The sequence below is a fragment of the Nostoc sp. ChiQUE01b genome, from assembly GCF_034531255.1.
Lineage (GTDB): Bacteria > Cyanobacteriota > Cyanobacteriia > Cyanobacteriales > Nostocaceae > Nostoc.
In genome coordinates this window covers 6,571-22,905 of record NZ_JAVRBM010000113.1, presented here as the reverse complement: position 1 = coordinate 22,905, position 16,335 = coordinate 6,571, and the positions used below count along the sequence as shown (strand labels likewise).

At 42.6% G+C, this 16,335-nt stretch carries 18 protein-coding genes; 10 read left to right on the top strand and 8 right to left on the bottom strand.

Features of this window, described 5'->3' with window-relative positions:
• Nucleotides 1-323 precede the first annotated feature (323 nt).
• Nucleotides 324-1,103 carry a glucosamine-6-phosphate deaminase gene (locus RMY63_RS37695; RefSeq protein WP_322733571.1) on the bottom strand — a complete coding sequence of 260 codons (780 nt, stop codon included), beginning with the start codon at nt 1,101-1,103 and terminating at the stop codon, nt 324-326.
• A gap of 293 nt (nt 1,104-1,396) precedes the next feature.
• On the opposite strand from RMY63_RS37695, the gene RMY63_RS37690 reads away from it, so the two are divergent.
• The gene (locus RMY63_RS37690; RefSeq protein ID WP_322733570.1) at nt 1,397-2,083 is read left to right on the top strand and encodes an HAD-IA family hydrolase; all 687 of its coding nucleotides are present in this window, start codon (nt 1,397-1,399) and stop codon (nt 2,081-2,083) included.
• A 134-nt stretch (nt 2,084-2,217) separates the two neighbouring features.
• Here RMY63_RS37690 and RMY63_RS37685 read toward each other — a convergent pair whose 3' ends face one another.
• Nucleotides 2,218-2,724: an AraC family transcriptional regulator gene (locus RMY63_RS37685; protein WP_322733569.1), complete on the bottom strand. Its 507-nt coding sequence runs from the start codon at nt 2,722-2,724 to the stop codon at nt 2,218-2,220.
• A 19-nt stretch (nt 2,725-2,743) separates the two neighbouring features.
• Nucleotides 2,744-3,112 (bottom strand): AraC family transcriptional regulator, encoded by a 369-nt coding sequence (locus tag RMY63_RS37680; protein WP_322733568.1) that lies wholly within the window; start codon nt 3,110-3,112, stop codon nt 2,744-2,746.
• Nucleotides 3,113-3,320: 208 nt separating this feature from the next.
• Here RMY63_RS37680 and RMY63_RS37675 point away from each other — a divergent pair, with 208 nt between their 5' ends.
• Both RMY63_RS37675 and RMY63_RS37670 read left to right on the top strand, forming a co-directional pair.
• Nucleotides 3,321-4,070: an SDR family oxidoreductase gene (locus tag RMY63_RS37675; RefSeq protein WP_322733567.1), complete on the top strand. Its 750-nt coding sequence runs from the start codon at nt 3,321-3,323 to the stop codon at nt 4,068-4,070.
• On the top strand, nt 4,033-4,605 hold the full coding sequence (locus RMY63_RS37670) for an aldo/keto reductase (RefSeq protein WP_322733566.1): 573 nt from the start codon (nt 4,033-4,035) through the stop codon (nt 4,603-4,605). Before RMY63_RS37675 ends, RMY63_RS37670 begins: the two co-directional genes overlap by 38 nt.
• A gap of 284 nt (nt 4,606-4,889) precedes the next feature.
• Here the strand turns inward: RMY63_RS37670 and RMY63_RS37665 are convergent, their stop codons facing one another.
• The 3 genes from RMY63_RS37665 to RMY63_RS37655 all read right to left on the bottom strand — a co-directional run bounded on the left by RMY63_RS37665 (nt 4,890) and on the right by RMY63_RS37655 (nt 9,006).
• Entirely contained in the window at nt 4,890-5,516 is a 627-nt protein-coding gene (locus RMY63_RS37665; RefSeq protein WP_322733565.1) for a PadR family transcriptional regulator, read from the bottom strand.
• A 1,397-nt stretch (nt 5,517-6,913) separates the two neighbouring features.
• Complete coding sequence (gene tsaE, locus RMY63_RS37660) at nt 6,914-7,411, bottom strand: tRNA (adenosine(37)-N6)-threonylcarbamoyltransferase complex ATPase subunit type 1 TsaE (RefSeq protein ID WP_322733564.1); 498 nt, start codon at nt 7,409-7,411, stop codon at nt 6,914-6,916.
• A gap of 191 nt (nt 7,412-7,602) precedes the next feature.
• Nucleotides 7,603-9,006 carry a gluconeogenesis factor YvcK family protein gene (locus RMY63_RS37655; RefSeq protein ID WP_322733563.1) on the bottom strand — a complete coding sequence of 468 codons (1,404 nt, stop codon included), beginning with the start codon at nt 9,004-9,006 and terminating at the stop codon, nt 7,603-7,605.
• Between the two features lie 174 nt (nt 9,007-9,180).
• On the opposite strand from RMY63_RS37655, the gene ruvC reads away from it, so the two are divergent.
• Nucleotides 9,181-9,672 carry a crossover junction endodeoxyribonuclease RuvC gene (ruvC, locus tag RMY63_RS37650; RefSeq protein ID WP_322733562.1) on the top strand — a complete coding sequence of 164 codons (492 nt, stop codon included), beginning with the start codon at nt 9,181-9,183 and terminating at the stop codon, nt 9,670-9,672.
• 115 nt (nt 9,673-9,787) lie between these two features.
• Here the strand turns inward: ruvC and RMY63_RS37645 are convergent, their stop codons facing one another.
• A complete protein-coding gene (locus RMY63_RS37645) occupies nt 9,788-10,216 on the bottom strand; it encodes a hypothetical protein (RefSeq protein WP_322673944.1) in 429 nt (142 codons plus the stop codon).
• A 359-nt stretch (nt 10,217-10,575) separates the two neighbouring features.
• Here RMY63_RS37645 and psbQ point away from each other — a divergent pair, with 359 nt between their 5' ends.
• From psbQ to hemJ, 4 genes are all read left to right on the top strand, one after another.
• Nucleotides 10,576-11,043: a photosystem II protein PsbQ gene (gene psbQ / locus RMY63_RS37640; protein WP_322733561.1), complete on the top strand. Its 468-nt coding sequence runs from the start codon at nt 10,576-10,578 to the stop codon at nt 11,041-11,043.
• Nucleotides 11,044-11,167: 124 nt separating this feature from the next.
• Complete coding sequence (locus tag RMY63_RS37635) at nt 11,168-12,301, top strand: FAD-dependent oxidoreductase (RefSeq protein ID WP_322733572.1); 1,134 nt, start codon at nt 11,168-11,170, stop codon at nt 12,299-12,301.
• A 144-nt stretch (nt 12,302-12,445) separates the two neighbouring features.
• Complete coding sequence (locus RMY63_RS37630) at nt 12,446-13,297, top strand: alpha/beta fold hydrolase (RefSeq protein WP_322733560.1); 852 nt, start codon at nt 12,446-12,448, stop codon at nt 13,295-13,297.
• Between the two features lie 373 nt (nt 13,298-13,670).
• Nucleotides 13,671-14,252, top strand: a complete 582-nt coding sequence (gene hemJ / locus RMY63_RS37625; protein WP_322733559.1) for a protoporphyrinogen oxidase HemJ — start codon at nt 13,671-13,673, stop codon at nt 14,250-14,252.
• A gap of 229 nt (nt 14,253-14,481) precedes the next feature.
• Here the strand turns inward: hemJ and RMY63_RS37620 are convergent, their stop codons facing one another.
• Nucleotides 14,482-15,375: a peptidoglycan-binding protein gene (locus tag RMY63_RS37620; protein ID WP_322733558.1), complete on the bottom strand. Its 894-nt coding sequence runs from the start codon at nt 15,373-15,375 to the stop codon at nt 14,482-14,484.
• A gap of 199 nt (nt 15,376-15,574) precedes the next feature.
• Here RMY63_RS37620 and RMY63_RS37615 point away from each other — a divergent pair, with 199 nt between their 5' ends.
• Nucleotides 15,575-15,760: a hypothetical protein gene (locus tag RMY63_RS37615; RefSeq protein ID WP_322733557.1), complete on the top strand. Its 186-nt coding sequence runs from the start codon at nt 15,575-15,577 to the stop codon at nt 15,758-15,760.
• An 8-nt stretch (nt 15,761-15,768) separates the two neighbouring features.
• The coding region (locus tag RMY63_RS37610; RefSeq protein WP_322733556.1) for a leucine-rich repeat domain-containing protein at nt 15,769-16,335 on the top strand (567 nt) is incomplete at its 3' end.

The window sequence follows — 16,335 nt, the reverse complement described above, 5'->3', positions numbered from 1 at the left end:
GAATTGCGAATTGCGAATTGCGAATTGCGAATTGCGAATTGCGAATTGGTTTAATACTCTTCTCTTAAAGCTTGCTAGATTCGCCAGTCGCTTAATATAAAGCTAAATTTTGGTGACTGGCGTATTGAGAAATTTTTATTTCACTACTTTAAGATATTTATGACTTCTATAAACATCAATTTTTTAGAACAAAGTGTATCAAAATTTGCGAATTTGGATACAGACGATGCCTAATGATTTAGTCTTACTGTATACTGGGAATTACAGCGATCGCTCAAATAACTAGCTTGTAATTAGCTTGGAAGATTGAGGTGTGAATAAGTTTAAGTTGGTTCTAGTAACCTAGCAGAATTAACATCTAAAAACAACGTCGCTTGAGGTTGTTGACGGAGAATAGCAGCCGGACAGTTTGTACTGATAGAACCTTGCACCATCTCTTTTACCACATTCGCTTTACGTTTTTCTGGAGCAAGACAGATAATTTTTTTAGCTGAACAAATTGTGGGAATGGTGACAGTAAAAGCATACTGTGGGACATTTTCTAAATTCGGAAAGTGACCTGTACTTACTTGTTGCTGACGGTTCACAGTATCCAGTTTCACCAGTTTCACGCTATAAGGATCTTGAAAATTTGCTACAGCTGGATCGTTAAAAGCTAAATGTCCATTTTCGCCAACACCAAGACAGCATAAGTCAATCGGTTGTGCTTGTAATAATTTAGTGTAGCGATCGCACTCTGCTACTGGTTGTAATGTATCACCTTCTATATAGTGAAATTTCTGAGGATTAACCCATTTCTCTACACGTTCTCGCATATAACGCCGAAAACTAGCAGAATGGTCAGCAGTAATTCCCAAATATTCATCTAGATGGAACAGGATAATCCGCGACCAATCTACACCACCCAATGCAATCAAAGCTTCAAGAAATTTGAGTTGGGAGTTACCTGTGGCTAACAATACAACAGCTGTATTTTGTTGCTTGAGAATTTGCTGTAAATACTTTTGCACGATTTCGGCAACATCCTCGGCCATTTGGACTTCAGAGTTGTAAATCTGCACTAGTAAGTCATCAACGCGAAAAAAGTTTGTAGCGGCTACCATTTGCTTACGAAGAAGGTTATCAATTGTACGGCAGTTTGCCCTTATATGCCTTATCCAGTATAGATTTTAGGATTTAGCGCGACTTTTTGCCCTGTATTGACGAAGGAACAATCACTAAGGCCAAGAGATCCCCCAACCCCCTTAAAAAGGGGGCTTTTAGTTCCCCCCTTTTTAAGGGGGGTTAGGGGGGATCAAGGTTTCAGGTTTTCACCGCATAATTCCTAATAAGGGCAAAAAAACAATGTAAACTATTTAAATTAAGTTAACAATTATTTACATTTTACCCAAAAATCATGCTGGCTGCAATTCTCTTTGACCTAGACGGCACTATTGTCAACACTGACCCTATACACTACCGAGCTTGGCAGGAAATGTTGTTAAATTACAGCATTGAAATAGACGAAACATTTTATAAATCCCGAATTAGCGGAAGGCTAAATCCAGAAATTGTTAAAGACATTCTGCCACAATTATCAGCAGTAGAAGGGCAAAAATTTGCAGACGAAAAAGAGGCCCTTTTCCGCAAACTCGCCCCACATCTCAAACCGCTAAGTGGATTTTCTGAACTACTAGCATGGACAGAAACACATCAATTAAAACGTGCATTAGTAACTAATGCCCCTAGATTAAATGCAGAATTTATGCTAGAGGTTTTGGGGATAAAAGAAGCTTTCCATACAGTTGTTTTAGCGGATGATTGTATTGCAGGTAAACCCGATCCTGTGCCCTACCAAGTTGCCCTGAATAAATTGGGGATTACAGCAGAAGAAGCGATCGCTTTAGAAGACTCTCCCTCTGGTATTCGTTCAGCAGTGGGCGCAGATATCCGCACCATTGGCATCGCCTCCACCCACGATCCGCAAATTTTGCTGTCAGTGGGTGCATTTATGGCAATTCCAGACTTTACTGATTTGCAGTTGTGGACATTGCTAAACTCACTCATCGAGCCAGATTTAAGTGCGATTGCTTCTAATTTTTGAGGACATTGGGCGTTAGGAGGAGTGCTGAGTGCTGAGTGCTGAGTGCTGAGTGCTGAGTTAAGAGTTAAGAGTTAGGAGTTTTGTTTATCTCCTTGTCCCCATGCCCCATGCCCCATGCCTCATGCCCCATGCCCCTAAACTCCACTTTTTAACCGAGCCATATCACGCAACGGTGGTGCGCCAAACAACCGACTGTATTCACGGCTGAACTGTGAGGGGCTTTCATAACCTACGTAATGACTAGCTGTTGCTGCATCCATACCTTGCCCCAGCATCAGGCGACGGGCTTGTTGAAGCCTAAGCTGTTTTTGATATTGCAAAGGACTCATGGTGGTGACTGACTTGAAGTGATGATGCAGGGACGAGGGACTCATGCACGCTTCACGAGCGATCGTATCGATCCGAAATGGTTTTTCGTAGTTCCATTTAAGCCAGTTGATCGCTTTGCTAATTGCTTGAAGTTGTTTATCGACTAAAGCAATCTGTCGCAATCTAGCACTGTGTTCGCCTGATAACAAACGGTAGAGAATTTCTCGAACAATCAAAGGTGCGAGGATGGGAATATCTTGAGGTGTTTCCAACAACCGTACAAGTCTTATTGCTGCATCAAGCAGTTGGGGGCTAACAGGATTAATAGACAAGCCCGGTTTTAGTGGTTGGTTAGCGGGAGCGTCTAGTTTTGCTCATCAGTGTGCTGAGTTCTCCCGGATCTAAATCGACCCGAAGGCACAGATACGGAACGCTTGGCGTCGCCTCAATCACTTGCCCGACGACAGGTAGATCGATGGATACCACCAAATATTGGTCTTGACCATAAACATACAGATTGTCTGCCAACATTACCTGTTTCTTGCCCTGAGCGACAATGCACAGGGAAGGCTCATGCAGGGCATGAAGAGGCGCAGTTGGTTGTGAGGAGCAAAACAAGAACAACCGCTCGATCGCTGTGGGATGGACACCATCTCCATTACTGTTCTGTGCAATCAGAGTGGCTAGCTCGGACTGCTGCTTTCTAACAGTCTGTTCCATAATATCGTTTGAAATCCTTTATGAGACTAACACTCAGGGCAGCCGAAATTTATTCAGCCGCTTAGGTCAGCCTATCTTTTTATAATAAACAATGAAGAAAAATGCAGGATTAGGCAAGAATTCCGCAGGTTCAGATTATCGCCGCAGGCTTTGACTCTCTTAAATTAAGAGTGTGCTAGAGAGTACAACAACTTGGAGATACGGTTTTATGACCACCAACGAAAACACTGGCAAAGCACAGAAAGTCGTACTGATTACAGGCGCAAGCAGCGGTATCGGTGAGGCGACAGCACGTCTACTCGCTCGTAAGGGCATCCATGTCATCCTGGGCGCACGACGCACGCAGCGGCTAGAAACCCTCGTGGCTACAATCCGCTCTGACGGAGGCTCGGCAGAATATCAGACCCTCAATGTTACTGAGCGCGCCGATTTCCAAGCCTTTGTAGAATTTGCTCAGAGCAAATTTGGCCGCATTGATGTCATCGTCAACAATGCAGGTATTATGCCGCTCTCGAAACTAGAAGCGCTAAAGGTTGATGAATGGGACTGGATGATTGACGTGAACATCCGTGGCGTACTCAATGGCATCGCCGCTGGGCTACCGCTGATGAAACGCCAGGGATTTGGCCAGTTCGTCAACTTGTCCTCCATCGGTGGACACGCGGTGTGGCCAACCTCCGCTGTTTACTCAGCTACCAAGTTCGCCGTGCTGGCAATTTCGGAGGGGTTGCGTCAGGAAAATACCGACATTCGCGTTACGGTTATTTCGCCGGGTGTAACGGAGTCAGAACTGGCCGATAGCATTACTGACGCAGAAGCTGGCAAAGGAATGCAGGAATTCCGCAAGATTGCACTTCCAGCTGAGGCAATCGCCAGAGCGATCGCCTTTGCAATCGAGCAACCGGATGACGTTGATCTGAATGAGATCGTTGTCCGCCACACAGCCAGTCCATATTAAACCAATTCGCAATTCGCAATTCGCAATTCGCAATTACATCTACCGCCCGGCTCGATTAGACCCGCAAGTTCCCATTGAAGATACCATCGGTGCGATCGCTGAGCTAGTCAAGGCTGGCTATGTCCGATATATCGGGTTATCGGAGGTGGGAGCGGACACCATCCGCCGCGCCCACGCTATCCACCCCATCAGTGACCTACAAATCGAGTACTCCCTGATTAGCCGTAGTCCTGAGAGCGAGATTTTTCCTGTACTGGAAGAACTTGGTATTGGCGTAACTGCCTATGGCGTGCTTTCACGAGGACTGTTGAGTGGCTCCACTCCAGCCACGCAGGGCGATTTTCGTGCCTATTTACCACGCTTCAGCAAAGAAAACCTTGCCCAGAACCAACGCCTAATCGAAGAACTAAAGCAAATTGCCACCGAGAAAGGAGTTATTCCTTCGCAGTTGGCTATTGCCTGGGTACTTGCCAAAGGCAGAAACATTGTGCCAGTCATGGGGCACGCAAGCACACCCAACTTTCCGAATCGTTAGCGGCTTTGGATGTGAACTTATCCCCAGATGACTTAACCCGCATTGAAGCAGCAATTCCTGCATCTGCGATCGCAGGCACTCGTTACGATGAACATCAGATGCAGATGCTGGACAGCGAACGCTAATGCGTAAGAAAGTACTTAGAGGGTTTGTAGTGAGTTAGCGCGTTCTGCTCTACGAGACGCTTCGTAAAGGGTTTCCCCCGTGAGCGACTAACTTTCCCGTTGGGTAAGCAGTTTAGTGTTTAGAAAATAAAGACTAAAGTCTTTACTACGAGCCTGTACTTATTTTTCAGCCAGAATCGCGTAAATTTCCCGTTTAACTTGCTCTAAAAGCTCACGCACCCGATTTATTCTCTCGATATTGCCACTACGAGCAACCTGCACCACCGCAGCAGCTAACTCTGTAGCGGCATTCCGCAACTCAATAAACTCTTGGGGCTTACCTGTAACAAAACTTTTGAAGGTATCCCAAGGAGTGTCTGAAGGTTCTTGTTGGGCACGTTCTGCCAATAATTGTTTACCCTCATCCGTAATCGTATAAATCCGCTTACCCCCTTCCTGTGAGCTCTTGAGATAACCACCTTCTTCCAATAATTGGAGTGTTGGATACACTGAGCCAGGACTGAGGCGACGGAAACCACCATAGCGAGTTTCCATCTCTTTAATCAGGTCGTAACCATGACTAGGATTCTCAGATAACAATTCCAGCAGAATGAACTTGATGTCACCCCGACGAGTCCGGTATTCATCTCCCCAACCACGACCAAATATTTCATTATCAAAGCGTTTGTCATGATGTCTACCATGATGCTTGCCATGTTGAAACCAAGACCTGACAAGTAATGAATCCTCTTCGCTAACTCCTGCCCATGCAGGTGCGCCAAAACGTGACCGAAAATGTCTAAACATAAGTGAATCTCAAATCAACTTTCTCTAATATACGATATATCGGAATATATCGCGATATATCGGAATAGAATTTTAATGAAGATTTGTAACGAAAATAACTTCGACTAGCTAAGAGTCTGCACTTGTTCGACAAAAGACTTTATCTACAACCTTTAATCGTTGATTAAGCATTTTTGCTTAACTATAGACTTCTTGCATAAATCCAAAATAAGAACACCACCCCGCCTTTGACTTACGTCAAAGTCTCCCCTAAGAGCCTGCTCTTAGGGGCTGGGGATGGGGTTTAGGGGACTTTTGCAAGAGGTCTAATGAAGTAAGAGGTGTAACAAAGATAGGACTTACGCAAAATATCTTTCAAACTCTGATTTCTCCGTGTCCTCTGCGCCTCTGCGGTTCATTATTCCGTAACTCGTGCGTAAGTCCTAAAAGAGTTCACTCCACAGGCCAAACCCTGTATCTTTACATGGTTTGGTTTTTTCATGCCAACTTACTTAATACATCTTGTATTTGTAGATAAAATATGTATAAATACGAGATATTTTAGTGAATATTTTCTTAAGATTGGTGCTAATTACAGATGTAAATATAAGAATTTATTGCTAATGAAAATTATTAAAACTAATTTTGTAAATTTATAAAATACTTTATTTTTTTGTATAGATTATGACTTAACTTGGGAATACTAAGTGTAAGGAAAGTTAAAATTATACAGAAACTGATGATTACTTAACTTTTTCTACTAGCATTCGCTGCTAAATAATCTAGATTCCTTTTTTGAACCACAGTAGGGAACTATCGGGTTCAATCGAAGCTGATTCAGTTCTCTCAAAACTCTCATTGAACCCAACAACAGTTTATTTACACTTGCTTGATTCGTATACCAACCATCTAAATCAGTTTTTAACTGCTTATTACAGCAATAAAACTAGTAGATGCCTATATCCTGTTTAGTTAAGAACCATTTTAAGTTCAATACTATTCGGATAATATAAACCCGCCTGGATTCAAGGGAGTGAAGGAAAAAATAGTCTCCCATTTAAAGAAAGCCAGTGTGTTGCGAACTTTCCTAAATTTATAGGGACAGGTGTTAGCTTTGCTTACCACCAGTTTTCTATTGAAGAAAAGCTGATTAAATATTTTTGTTTGGGTTGAGATAACAATGTTAGTAACTGACAGTGGCGAACGTGGTAGTGGCAGATAGGACGAGTGTAAAGTTCTCTCTCGATTATTTATAGTAATTTTTGAGTATTGCGGTCAAAAAAGTGAAATCCCTCGTATTTTAGTCGGGAGATGAGCTTAAATCGCGGCAATGACCAAAGAAAAAAAGGATACAGAGCAAGTGAATTTATTTATAGAAAAGAAAAAATGCAAAGCAACATTAATTCAAGCCCCCGGATTTATCCTGGTCGTGCTTCAATGCGTGAATTTTGAATTTTGAATTCCCCGCAGGGGTTGACTTTGCTAATGGCATAATTGAATGGTGTGATCTCGACTTGACGAGTGCCTTCATGTCCATAAGTCAAACTCACGCTTAGATAACTATCTGGCTTGTAGGGTAATCGTTCCGCCCATTCAACTGCCACAATTCCTGGTATGACTTCAACACCTTCCCAATAACTTTCTAAATTTAGGGTTGCAACTTCTTGCGGTTCTAAGCGATATAAATCTAGATGGTAAAGGGGAAAGCGCCCTTCCGTGTACTCATTAATCAGCGTGAAAGTGGGACTGACAATGGGTTCAGCAATTCCTAAACCTTTACCAATGCCTTGAACTAAAGTAGTTTTACCAGCGCCTAAATCACCTTCTAGTAAAATTACACTACCAGGTGTCAGGGATTCGCCAAGAGTAATACCTAAGCGCAGCGTCGCTTCTGTATCTGCAAGAAAAATTTTCATGATTGAGGTATTGGGCATTACTGATTAGTCTAGTTCGTGGTGCGAAACTCAGAAGGCTCATTCTATAAAGCCTAAAAACCTTGGTTTTAGTTCCTAGAAACATCTTAAATCCGTATCCTCATTTTTTGAAAATTTAGTTTCGCACCGGGAACTAGTCTAAACAAATGACAAATGATAAATTTTCATCTTCCTTAATTTTGAATTTTGAATTTTGAATTTTGAATTCCCCGAAGGGACTGACCTCTACCGTACCACCGCAATAACACTTGTGCTAGTTTCTGGGGATTGTGACGTACAAAACCTGTTTCATCTTCATACAAAACATTAGCTGGAACAATCCGTCGCCCTAGTTGAGTTACGGCTTCTCTATCGAGGAAAACGGGATGGGAGTTTTGTTGGGCGTAGCGGATAAGTGATTGCTCTGAGGGCGATTTTTTGTGTATTAATACAGCATCAAATAGCCGTCTTTGTCCACAAGCAGCATCAATTGCTCTGATATGATCAGCAACAGTGTAGCCTTCAGTTTCTCCTGGTTGAGTCATTATATTGCAGATATAAATACGGGGGGCATCTGTTTGAGCGATCGCATCGGCAATTTCTGGTACTAATAAATTAGGAATTAGGCTTGTATAAAGGCTACCTGGGCCAATAATGATGTAATCGGCTTCTTTAATTGCCTTAATAGCTGCTGGCACCGCCGGAGGATTAGCCGGAATGCAGCCAATTTTGACAATTTTACCGCCAGCTTTGGGAATACTAGACTCCCCCTCAATCCGACGACCATCGGCTAATTCTGCCCAGAGGCGAACATCACTGAGAGTTGCTGGTAGTACTTGTCCTCGCACCGCTAGAACTTTAGAACTGGCTGCAACTGCTTGTTCTAAATCTCCAGTAATATCACTCATTGCCGTTAAAAACAAATTGCCAAAACTGTGACCCGTTAACCCATCTCCAGCCCGAAAACGGTATTGAAACAATTCTGTCAATAACTTTTCTTCATCTGCTAGTGCAGCCAAACAATTGCGAATATCCCCTGGTGGTAGCACTCCAAATTCTTGACGTAAACGCCCAGAAGATCCACCATCATCGGCGACAGTGACAATCGCAGTAATATTAGCGCTGTAGGTTTTCAGTCCCCTCAACAACGTAGAAAGTCCTGTACCACCGCCAATTACCACTATTTTTGGACCTCGGTATAATCGACGATGGGCCAGCAAGACATCAATGAGTTCCTCTCCGCCTTCTGCTCTTAGTACCTTAGTAATTGAGCCTACGGTGCGAGTTTGCCCCCAAAGCACTAACAGCAAGCCGCCAAGTATCACCAAAGGCCCACTGATATAGTTCGGTAAGAGGTTGGTGATGACTCCCAAGAAACCTCTAACCAACTCAATCATCCAAAAAATTGGGGTCAGCTTAATCCAAATGGCTAACCCCAAACTTGCCAGCAGTACACCCCCAACACTAATCAACAACCAACGTTTTACCGATAGTCCAGGGGATAACCATTTGAACCACTGGTTAACCCGATAAGAAGTACGAGAGCGCGACTGCTTTTGCAGGGCGTTGAGGGCTTGTTTGAGAAAACCAATTGACATACCTGATTTGGAGCAGTGCTACAAACAATAATTAACAGAAAATTTACACCGCTTGGTTTAAAACACCAGGCGTGAAACTATTATATTTATCAATCCTATTAGACTAAGAGCAAGTCGTGAAGATTGCCAGTATTTCTAGTTAAACAATATCCTGGCTTGATAAAAGTGAATTTAATGGAAAAACGAATTTTAGGATTAGATCCAGGACTGGCAATTTTAGGATTTGGGGCAATTAGCTGGACACAAAATCTCAAAAAGGTGCAAGAGACTACAGTAAATATGCTGGATTTTGGAGTAATTAAAACGTCAGCAGATGTAGAAATGGGACAGCGCCTATGTACCTTGTTTGATGATTTACACACTCTGATAGAAGAATTTCAACCAGATTTAGTAGCGATCGAGAAGCTATTCTTCTATCGGATGTCAAGTACTATCTTGGTTGCACAGGCGCGGGGTATAGTCATTTTAGTGTTGGGCCAGCGTCGTCTTCCTTATGTAGAGTTTACTCCGGCTCAAATTAAACAAGCTTTAACAGGCTATGGCAATGCTGATAAGTCAGAAGTGCAAGAAGCGGTGGCGCGGGAGTTGGATTTAGATGAAATTCCTAAGCCGGATGATGCTGCGGATGCTTTGGCAGTGGCTTTAACGGCTTCTTATCAGCTGTAGGTTGTAAGAAATTAACGAATACTGGCTAGCGATGCCTGGGTTAGGCTATGCCTACGCAAAGCTTTCCTCTGTATTATTCATTATTCCTCACTACTTTCTCTGACACAAGTTGATTTTATTCACTTGGTTTATTAAAAACTTCTAAAATCTGTCGGCAAATCTGTTTGAGCTTCTCCTCGATTTCACCAGAAGGCGAAGATGCGCCGACAACACTCCAGTTTTCTACCGTAGAAAGTCGCCACGCTTCACCGCGATGATCGAATCCAGCTACTTCTACACCGATCGCCCGGCGGGAATTATTGATCGGATCTTGATAAAATCGGATTTGAATTAAAATACTGCGACTTCGCCAAGATTTGCTAATACCAGGAAAGTGAAAGCCGATATCTATAGAATCTGGATCGACTAACTCCCTAGTTTCCGGGTCATTCTTCCAGGGTTTGAGATCCGATTTGGCATCAGGAAACTCAAATTTGAACAAATTAACCACCGTGGCAATGTTGCTGGCGAGTTCAAGGTTCGTTGCCTGTTCAGCTGCGTTCACTAAAAAACACTCCTATATTGTGTCGGCATCTTCGGGAATGTGAAGACAGAAAAACCGCCAGAAGGCTTATATTAACGATGTTTAAGCTTATCAAGACCTTTGAGATTTAGCAATTCTAAATCATACTTCCCTAACAATCTTCGTTACTAACAGAAGCCAAAAATCGCTTCTGATTGGGACTGCCTAACACCTATTAAGTAATTGTACTTAAAAATTACTCAAAAGCAGATGAAACTCTGCTCTTTGGAGAAAATATCAAGATTTTCTAGAAAATCCTTGGCTGACAAGAACGATTAACTGCGCTAGCGATCTAAAATGACACTGTTAATCGGTAAACCAAAAGCAATTAAGTTTAATATATGGTGCGTCAACGCTCGATTTTTTCATTTTTCCTAGTACTATTGGCCACATTCCTGATTAGTTGTGGTGGGCCTGGTGTTGCGGTAGCACCTCCGACTTACACAGCAGTACAACTTGAAAAAATTCAGGCTTATGTTCCTGAAATTCAGGCTGTGCGCGATCGCTCACAAGAATTAACAACCCTGATTCAAAGAGGTGATTGGATTAATGTGCGTAACTTTATACATGGGCCCATAACAGAAGCAAGGCTGAACCTGACTTATGTCACTTCCAACCTTCTACCCAAAGACCAACCCAAAGCACGTCAAATAACGCGAGATTTGTTTAACGACCTAGTTAAACTTGATAAAGCTACTAGTGCTGGCAATCCTCTAGTTGCCTTAAATAACTCCCAAGCTGCTTTCGCAGAGATTGATGAATTTCTCCAACTGCTTCCTAATACCAGCAGTGAAGCAGAGGCAAGTTAAGCGCAAGGTAAGATGAGCAAAGGAGGATGAGGAGGATGAGGAGGATGAGGGAGAGTAAAAATTGTTCACTTCTCCCCCTGCTCCCTCATCTCCCACATCTCCCCATTTTTGCCTCAAAACAGCAATGAGTCATGTAGTTATTATCGGTTGTGGTGTAGTCGGGGCTGCGATCGCTTATGAACTGAGTCTAGTAAAAGGGTTGAAAATCACAGTTTGCGATCGGCAACTACCAGCACAAGCTTCTACGGGCGCTGCACTTGGCGTTTTGATGGGCGCAATCAGCCAAAAAATCAAGGGTAAAGCTTGGCAGATGCGACAAACTAGCATCCAACGCTATGAAACTTTGATTCCTGAACTAGAAGCTTTAACAGGTCGCAAAATTCCTTTTAATCGTCAGGGAATTCTCATGCTTTTGTCTGATTCTTCCCTAGAGGGGATGTCAGCATGGGAAAAACTAGTAAAAATTCGCCACTCTCAAGGCTGGAATTTAGAAATTTGGGACACGGCTAAACTCCAGAATATTTGTCCTCAAGTCGATGTCTACGACGGGCTGCGCCTACAAGAAAAAGTTACTGGCGCTGTCTATTCTCCACAAGATCGCCAGCTCGATCCAACTGCCCTCACCTTGGCTTTAGTTGAGGCTGCCCAGCAAAATGGTGTAACTTTCAAATTTGGTGTGACTGTTTTGGATGCCCCAACCTCAACACCTGAATTTTGCCATTGCCTTGAGACTACAGAAGGAAAAATAACCGCTGATTGGTTTGTAATTGCAGCAGGATTAGGTTCAACACCCCTAACGGCAAAATTAAATCAGATAATTGATATCCGCCCCGTACTTGGGCAAGCCTTGCAAATGCGTGTGGGGCATCCATTAGGCAATCCCGACTTCCAGCCAGCGATAACGGGTAACGATGTCCATATTGTTCCTGTGGGTGATGGAGATTATTGGGTAGGCGCAACAGTGGAATTTCCTAGCAATAGCGATGAGATACCGCCAAATCAAGAACTGCTGGAATCTATTAGAGAACAAGCGATCGCATTTTGTCCAGAATTAGCCACAGCAACTATTCTCCGCACTTGGTCGGGGTTACGTCCCCGTCCTGAAGGACGCCCAGCCCCAGTTATTGGTAAGCTACCAGGATTTAGTAATGTCCTCCTAGCTACTGGACACTATCGCAACGGCGTTTTACTAGCACCCGCTACAGCTTATGCGATTCGTGAGATGATTATTTCTCAGGGAATGGGGAGTGGGGAATAGGGAGTGGGGGAGCAGGGGAGGCAGGGGAGGCAGGGGAGGCAGGGGAGCAGGTGAGAATAATAATTCCTGACAAATGACAAATGACCAATGACAAATGACCAATGACAAATGACAAATGACAAATGCCCAATATAGGAAAATAACGTGTCAATAACAGAACATAAAATCAATGTAGATTCACTGGAATGGTTTTATCGAGAATCTTTACCAATCGGCAGAAGTGACTTAGCACCTGTGTTGTTGCTACATGGCTTAGTTTCACAAAGTTACAGTTGGCGTCATATTATACCTGCTTTGGCGAAACAGGGGACAAGAGCGATCGCTCCTGATTGGATTGGTTACGGCTTTTCTGCCAAACCAGAAAAACGAGATTTTGCTTACACTCCCGATGCTTTTATCACAGCTTTAGAAGGATTTATTAAAGCCATAGAACTCGAACATTTTTCTTTAGTTGTCCAAGGCTTTTTAGGTTCTGTAGGACTACAATATGCTTTGCGTCATCCAGAACAAATTGCCAATTTAGTTATTTTAAATACACCAATTTCAACTGCTGCTAAATTACCCTGGAAAATTAAACAAATGGGTTTACCCTTAGCAGGTGAAGTAATGACCCAAGACCCCTTATTAGTCGATCGGACGCTAGAAGGTGGAAGCCGTTATCGCATAGGAGATAAAGATTTAGATATTTATCGAAAACCATTTTTAACTGCTTCTTCATCTGGTCGAAGTCTTTTAGCAAGTATTCGCAATCTACAACTTGATTCAGCCATGACAGAAATACAAAGTGGCTTTAAAGAATGGCAACAACCAATTCTAATTCAATGGGGTATGATTGACCCCTGGCTACCTGTAGACATTGCCGAAAACTTCGCCAATTCCGTACCAAATACCGAATTAATAAAACTTAATAACGTCGGACATTATCCTCAAGAACACTACCACGAGGCGATTTTAGAAGACCTTTTACCCTTTGTGCGTCGTAAAGATGCTCATTGACAATATAGCTTTGACAAAAGTCGATATTATAAAAATGAATGTCAGAATTCAGGAGTCAGAATTCAGAATCAATTAGTCGAGGATTCCAAATCACTACTATAGCAAGGGACTGGGAACTGGGGATGGTGGGGCCCCCTCTGGGGATAAGGGGTAATGGGGACTGGGTGAAAAGTCTTTTTGTGTCTAAGTTTTATCATCTGTTGATGTCCTAATCACCAAGGCTTTTGCTATAAATGGAAGATGAAGTGGCTAAATTGAAATATTCTTGATTATTAAGACTTCATCCTTTCACGGTTGGGAAATTATGAATTCTGACTGCTTTTTATAACCATTAAAAATGTATCGCAACCACAAGTAAAGGAGATTAAAATTCATGGCTTATTCATGGTTTAAAGCCTTTCATATTGTCGGATTTGTAGTTTGGTTCGCTGGTTTATTCTACTTAGTACGTCTTTTTATTTATCACGTTGAAGCTAACCTTGAACCGGAACCAGCACAAACGATACTGAAAAATCAGTATCAAATTATGGAAAAGCGCCTTTACTATATCATCACTAACCCAGGAATGTATGTGACGATCGCAATGGCTATCGGTTTATTAACCACTGAACCGGACGTTTTAAAAGAGGGTTGGTTGCATATCAAACTGTTATTTGTGGCGATTTTAATTGGCTATCATCATTACTGCGCTCGGCTGATGAAGAAATTAGCAGTAAATGAGTGTCGTTGGAATAGTCAGCAATTACGTGCTTTAAATGAAGCGCCTACAGTTATGTTAGTAGCGATCGTGTTGCTGGCTGTGTTTAAGAATAATCTACCTACAGATATCGCTGCCTGGGCTATTTTCGCCATGATTATTTTGATGGCAGTCACTATTCAACTTTACGCCAAAAAACGCAGGCAGGATAAAGAGAAATTGACGGCACAAATAGGGCAACCACAAGAACAAAGTTAGACATTGAGTTTATTCACTTACGGTTACTCACCGCATCACCCCACCCTGGTTTTGTCTAAAGCCAAAACCGCCCCTTCCCTTACCAAGGGGAGGGGTTGGGGGTGGGGTAAAGCGTATGTAGGACAAGCGTTTGAGCTTAAGTTTACACCAATGAACTGTGCTACCTTACTAAACGTTGCATCACAACAATAAATGCTACCAATTAACTATTACCTTATCCTGGAAACGTTTACAGTAAATCATCCCCAGGAATCACGGTAGTGTAAAAAGTATATTTGCGATTAGCGACATAACGACGATCTTGTTTAACAATCGCCATAAACTCTCTATGTCCCTCACGGGTACGTCCCACTAAACAACCCGCGCTAGCAAGGCGAATATCATTCTGGGGAAAATCAAAGCCGTAGTGTTGATTCACATAAAAATTATCACCTGTATCAAGTTTGTCGCCAGTCCGTTTAAAATCTTTGTTGAAATCTCTACAAACAGTTATATCACCAACTTGCACTAACGCTTCATGAGGTTCGGCTGTGCCGTGAGTACCAACAGCCCAAGCTTTGTATTGTCCAAACTGAATCCTCGCTGCTCCTTTGGAATTCATCGGTTTATAAGTGTAGTACCTCCCTGGTTCTGTAGTCGCTTCCCAGTGATCTACGATTTTGGGAACGCCATTTACTACTTCAATCACAATCCGGCGATCATTAAATTGATTGGGTGTGTCACTGTTGAGAGTCCAGTCTGCATCTATGCCCTCTACATAAACAATGTTGTATTCTTTGGGATTGGTAAATACCTGATAATCCTTGGCTAGCATATATTTTACAATCTTACTAGCGATGTCATTGCCTAGTTTTAAGGGGGGTTTAGGAAGATCGTCTATTTTGGTTTCAATTAGTTTCTTGGCTGTGACTGCTCCTAAAAAGCCACTCTCTTCAGTTTTTGTTAATTCTTGAAATTTTTTGAGAGATATTACAGAAACAGGGCCAAATTTACCATCTGCTGGAGCTTCCAGCAAACCTAAGCCGATTAACAATATCTGAATCTGACGAGCCAAGTCTTCATCCTCAGCGATCGCTTCAAATCCCCATTTCTCATCTTTTCCCAAGAAATCTTGTAGTTTCATTATGCACCTGCTTTCATTTACTTACTTCTAAGTATAAACATCATTTTAAAAACTGATGTTGTTTGAAACTATACTCTAAGATGAAATATGATGTTACAAATTTTACTATTAATTTATGATTTAGCACACAAAAATTCACAAAATTATACTGAATAAAAAACTATTTATTGGCGACATATATTAAATTTTTTTCGGTAATATGGTTCGAGTTTGGAGGTTGAATGGTGAACGATTTCGTAGGGGCGTAGGAGTCTGCGATGATGTACGAGCTACGCTAACGCACATTGCCTCTATGCAATCCTTGATACAGGCTACATTATTAATTAGCTCAATTTCTCTGCTGCACGTCCAAGCAGGAACTCCTCGTCAGGCATCGCCTCTGTAAAACCCGAAATGACTAACGAAGAACTGCTGGAAATTATTGAACAAGCTGCCAAAGACAAGGTGACAGAATTAGACCTTTCTGGCAACGGCTTAACAACGCTGTCACCAGAAATTGTCCAACTCACCAACCTGCAATTCCTTGACCTTGGCAGTAATCAACTGAGCAGTCTACCACCAGAAATTGTCCAACTCACCAACCTGCAATTCCTCGACCTTGGCAGTAATCAACTGAGCAGTCTACCATCAGAAATTGTCCAACTCACCAACCTGCAATCCCTCTACCTCGGCAGTAATCAACTGAGCAGTCTGCCACCGGAAATTGTCCAACTCACCAACCTGCAATCCCTCTATCTCGGCAGTAATCAACTGAGCAGTCTGCCACCGGAAATTGTCCAACTCACCAACCTACAATTCCTTGACCTCGGCAGTAATCAACTGAGCAGTCTACCACCGGAAATTGTCCAACTCATCAACCTACAAACCCTCGACCTTGGCAGTAATCAACTGAGCAGTCTGCCAGTGGAAATTGTCCAACTCATCAACCTACAAACCCTCGACCTTGGCAGTAATCAACTG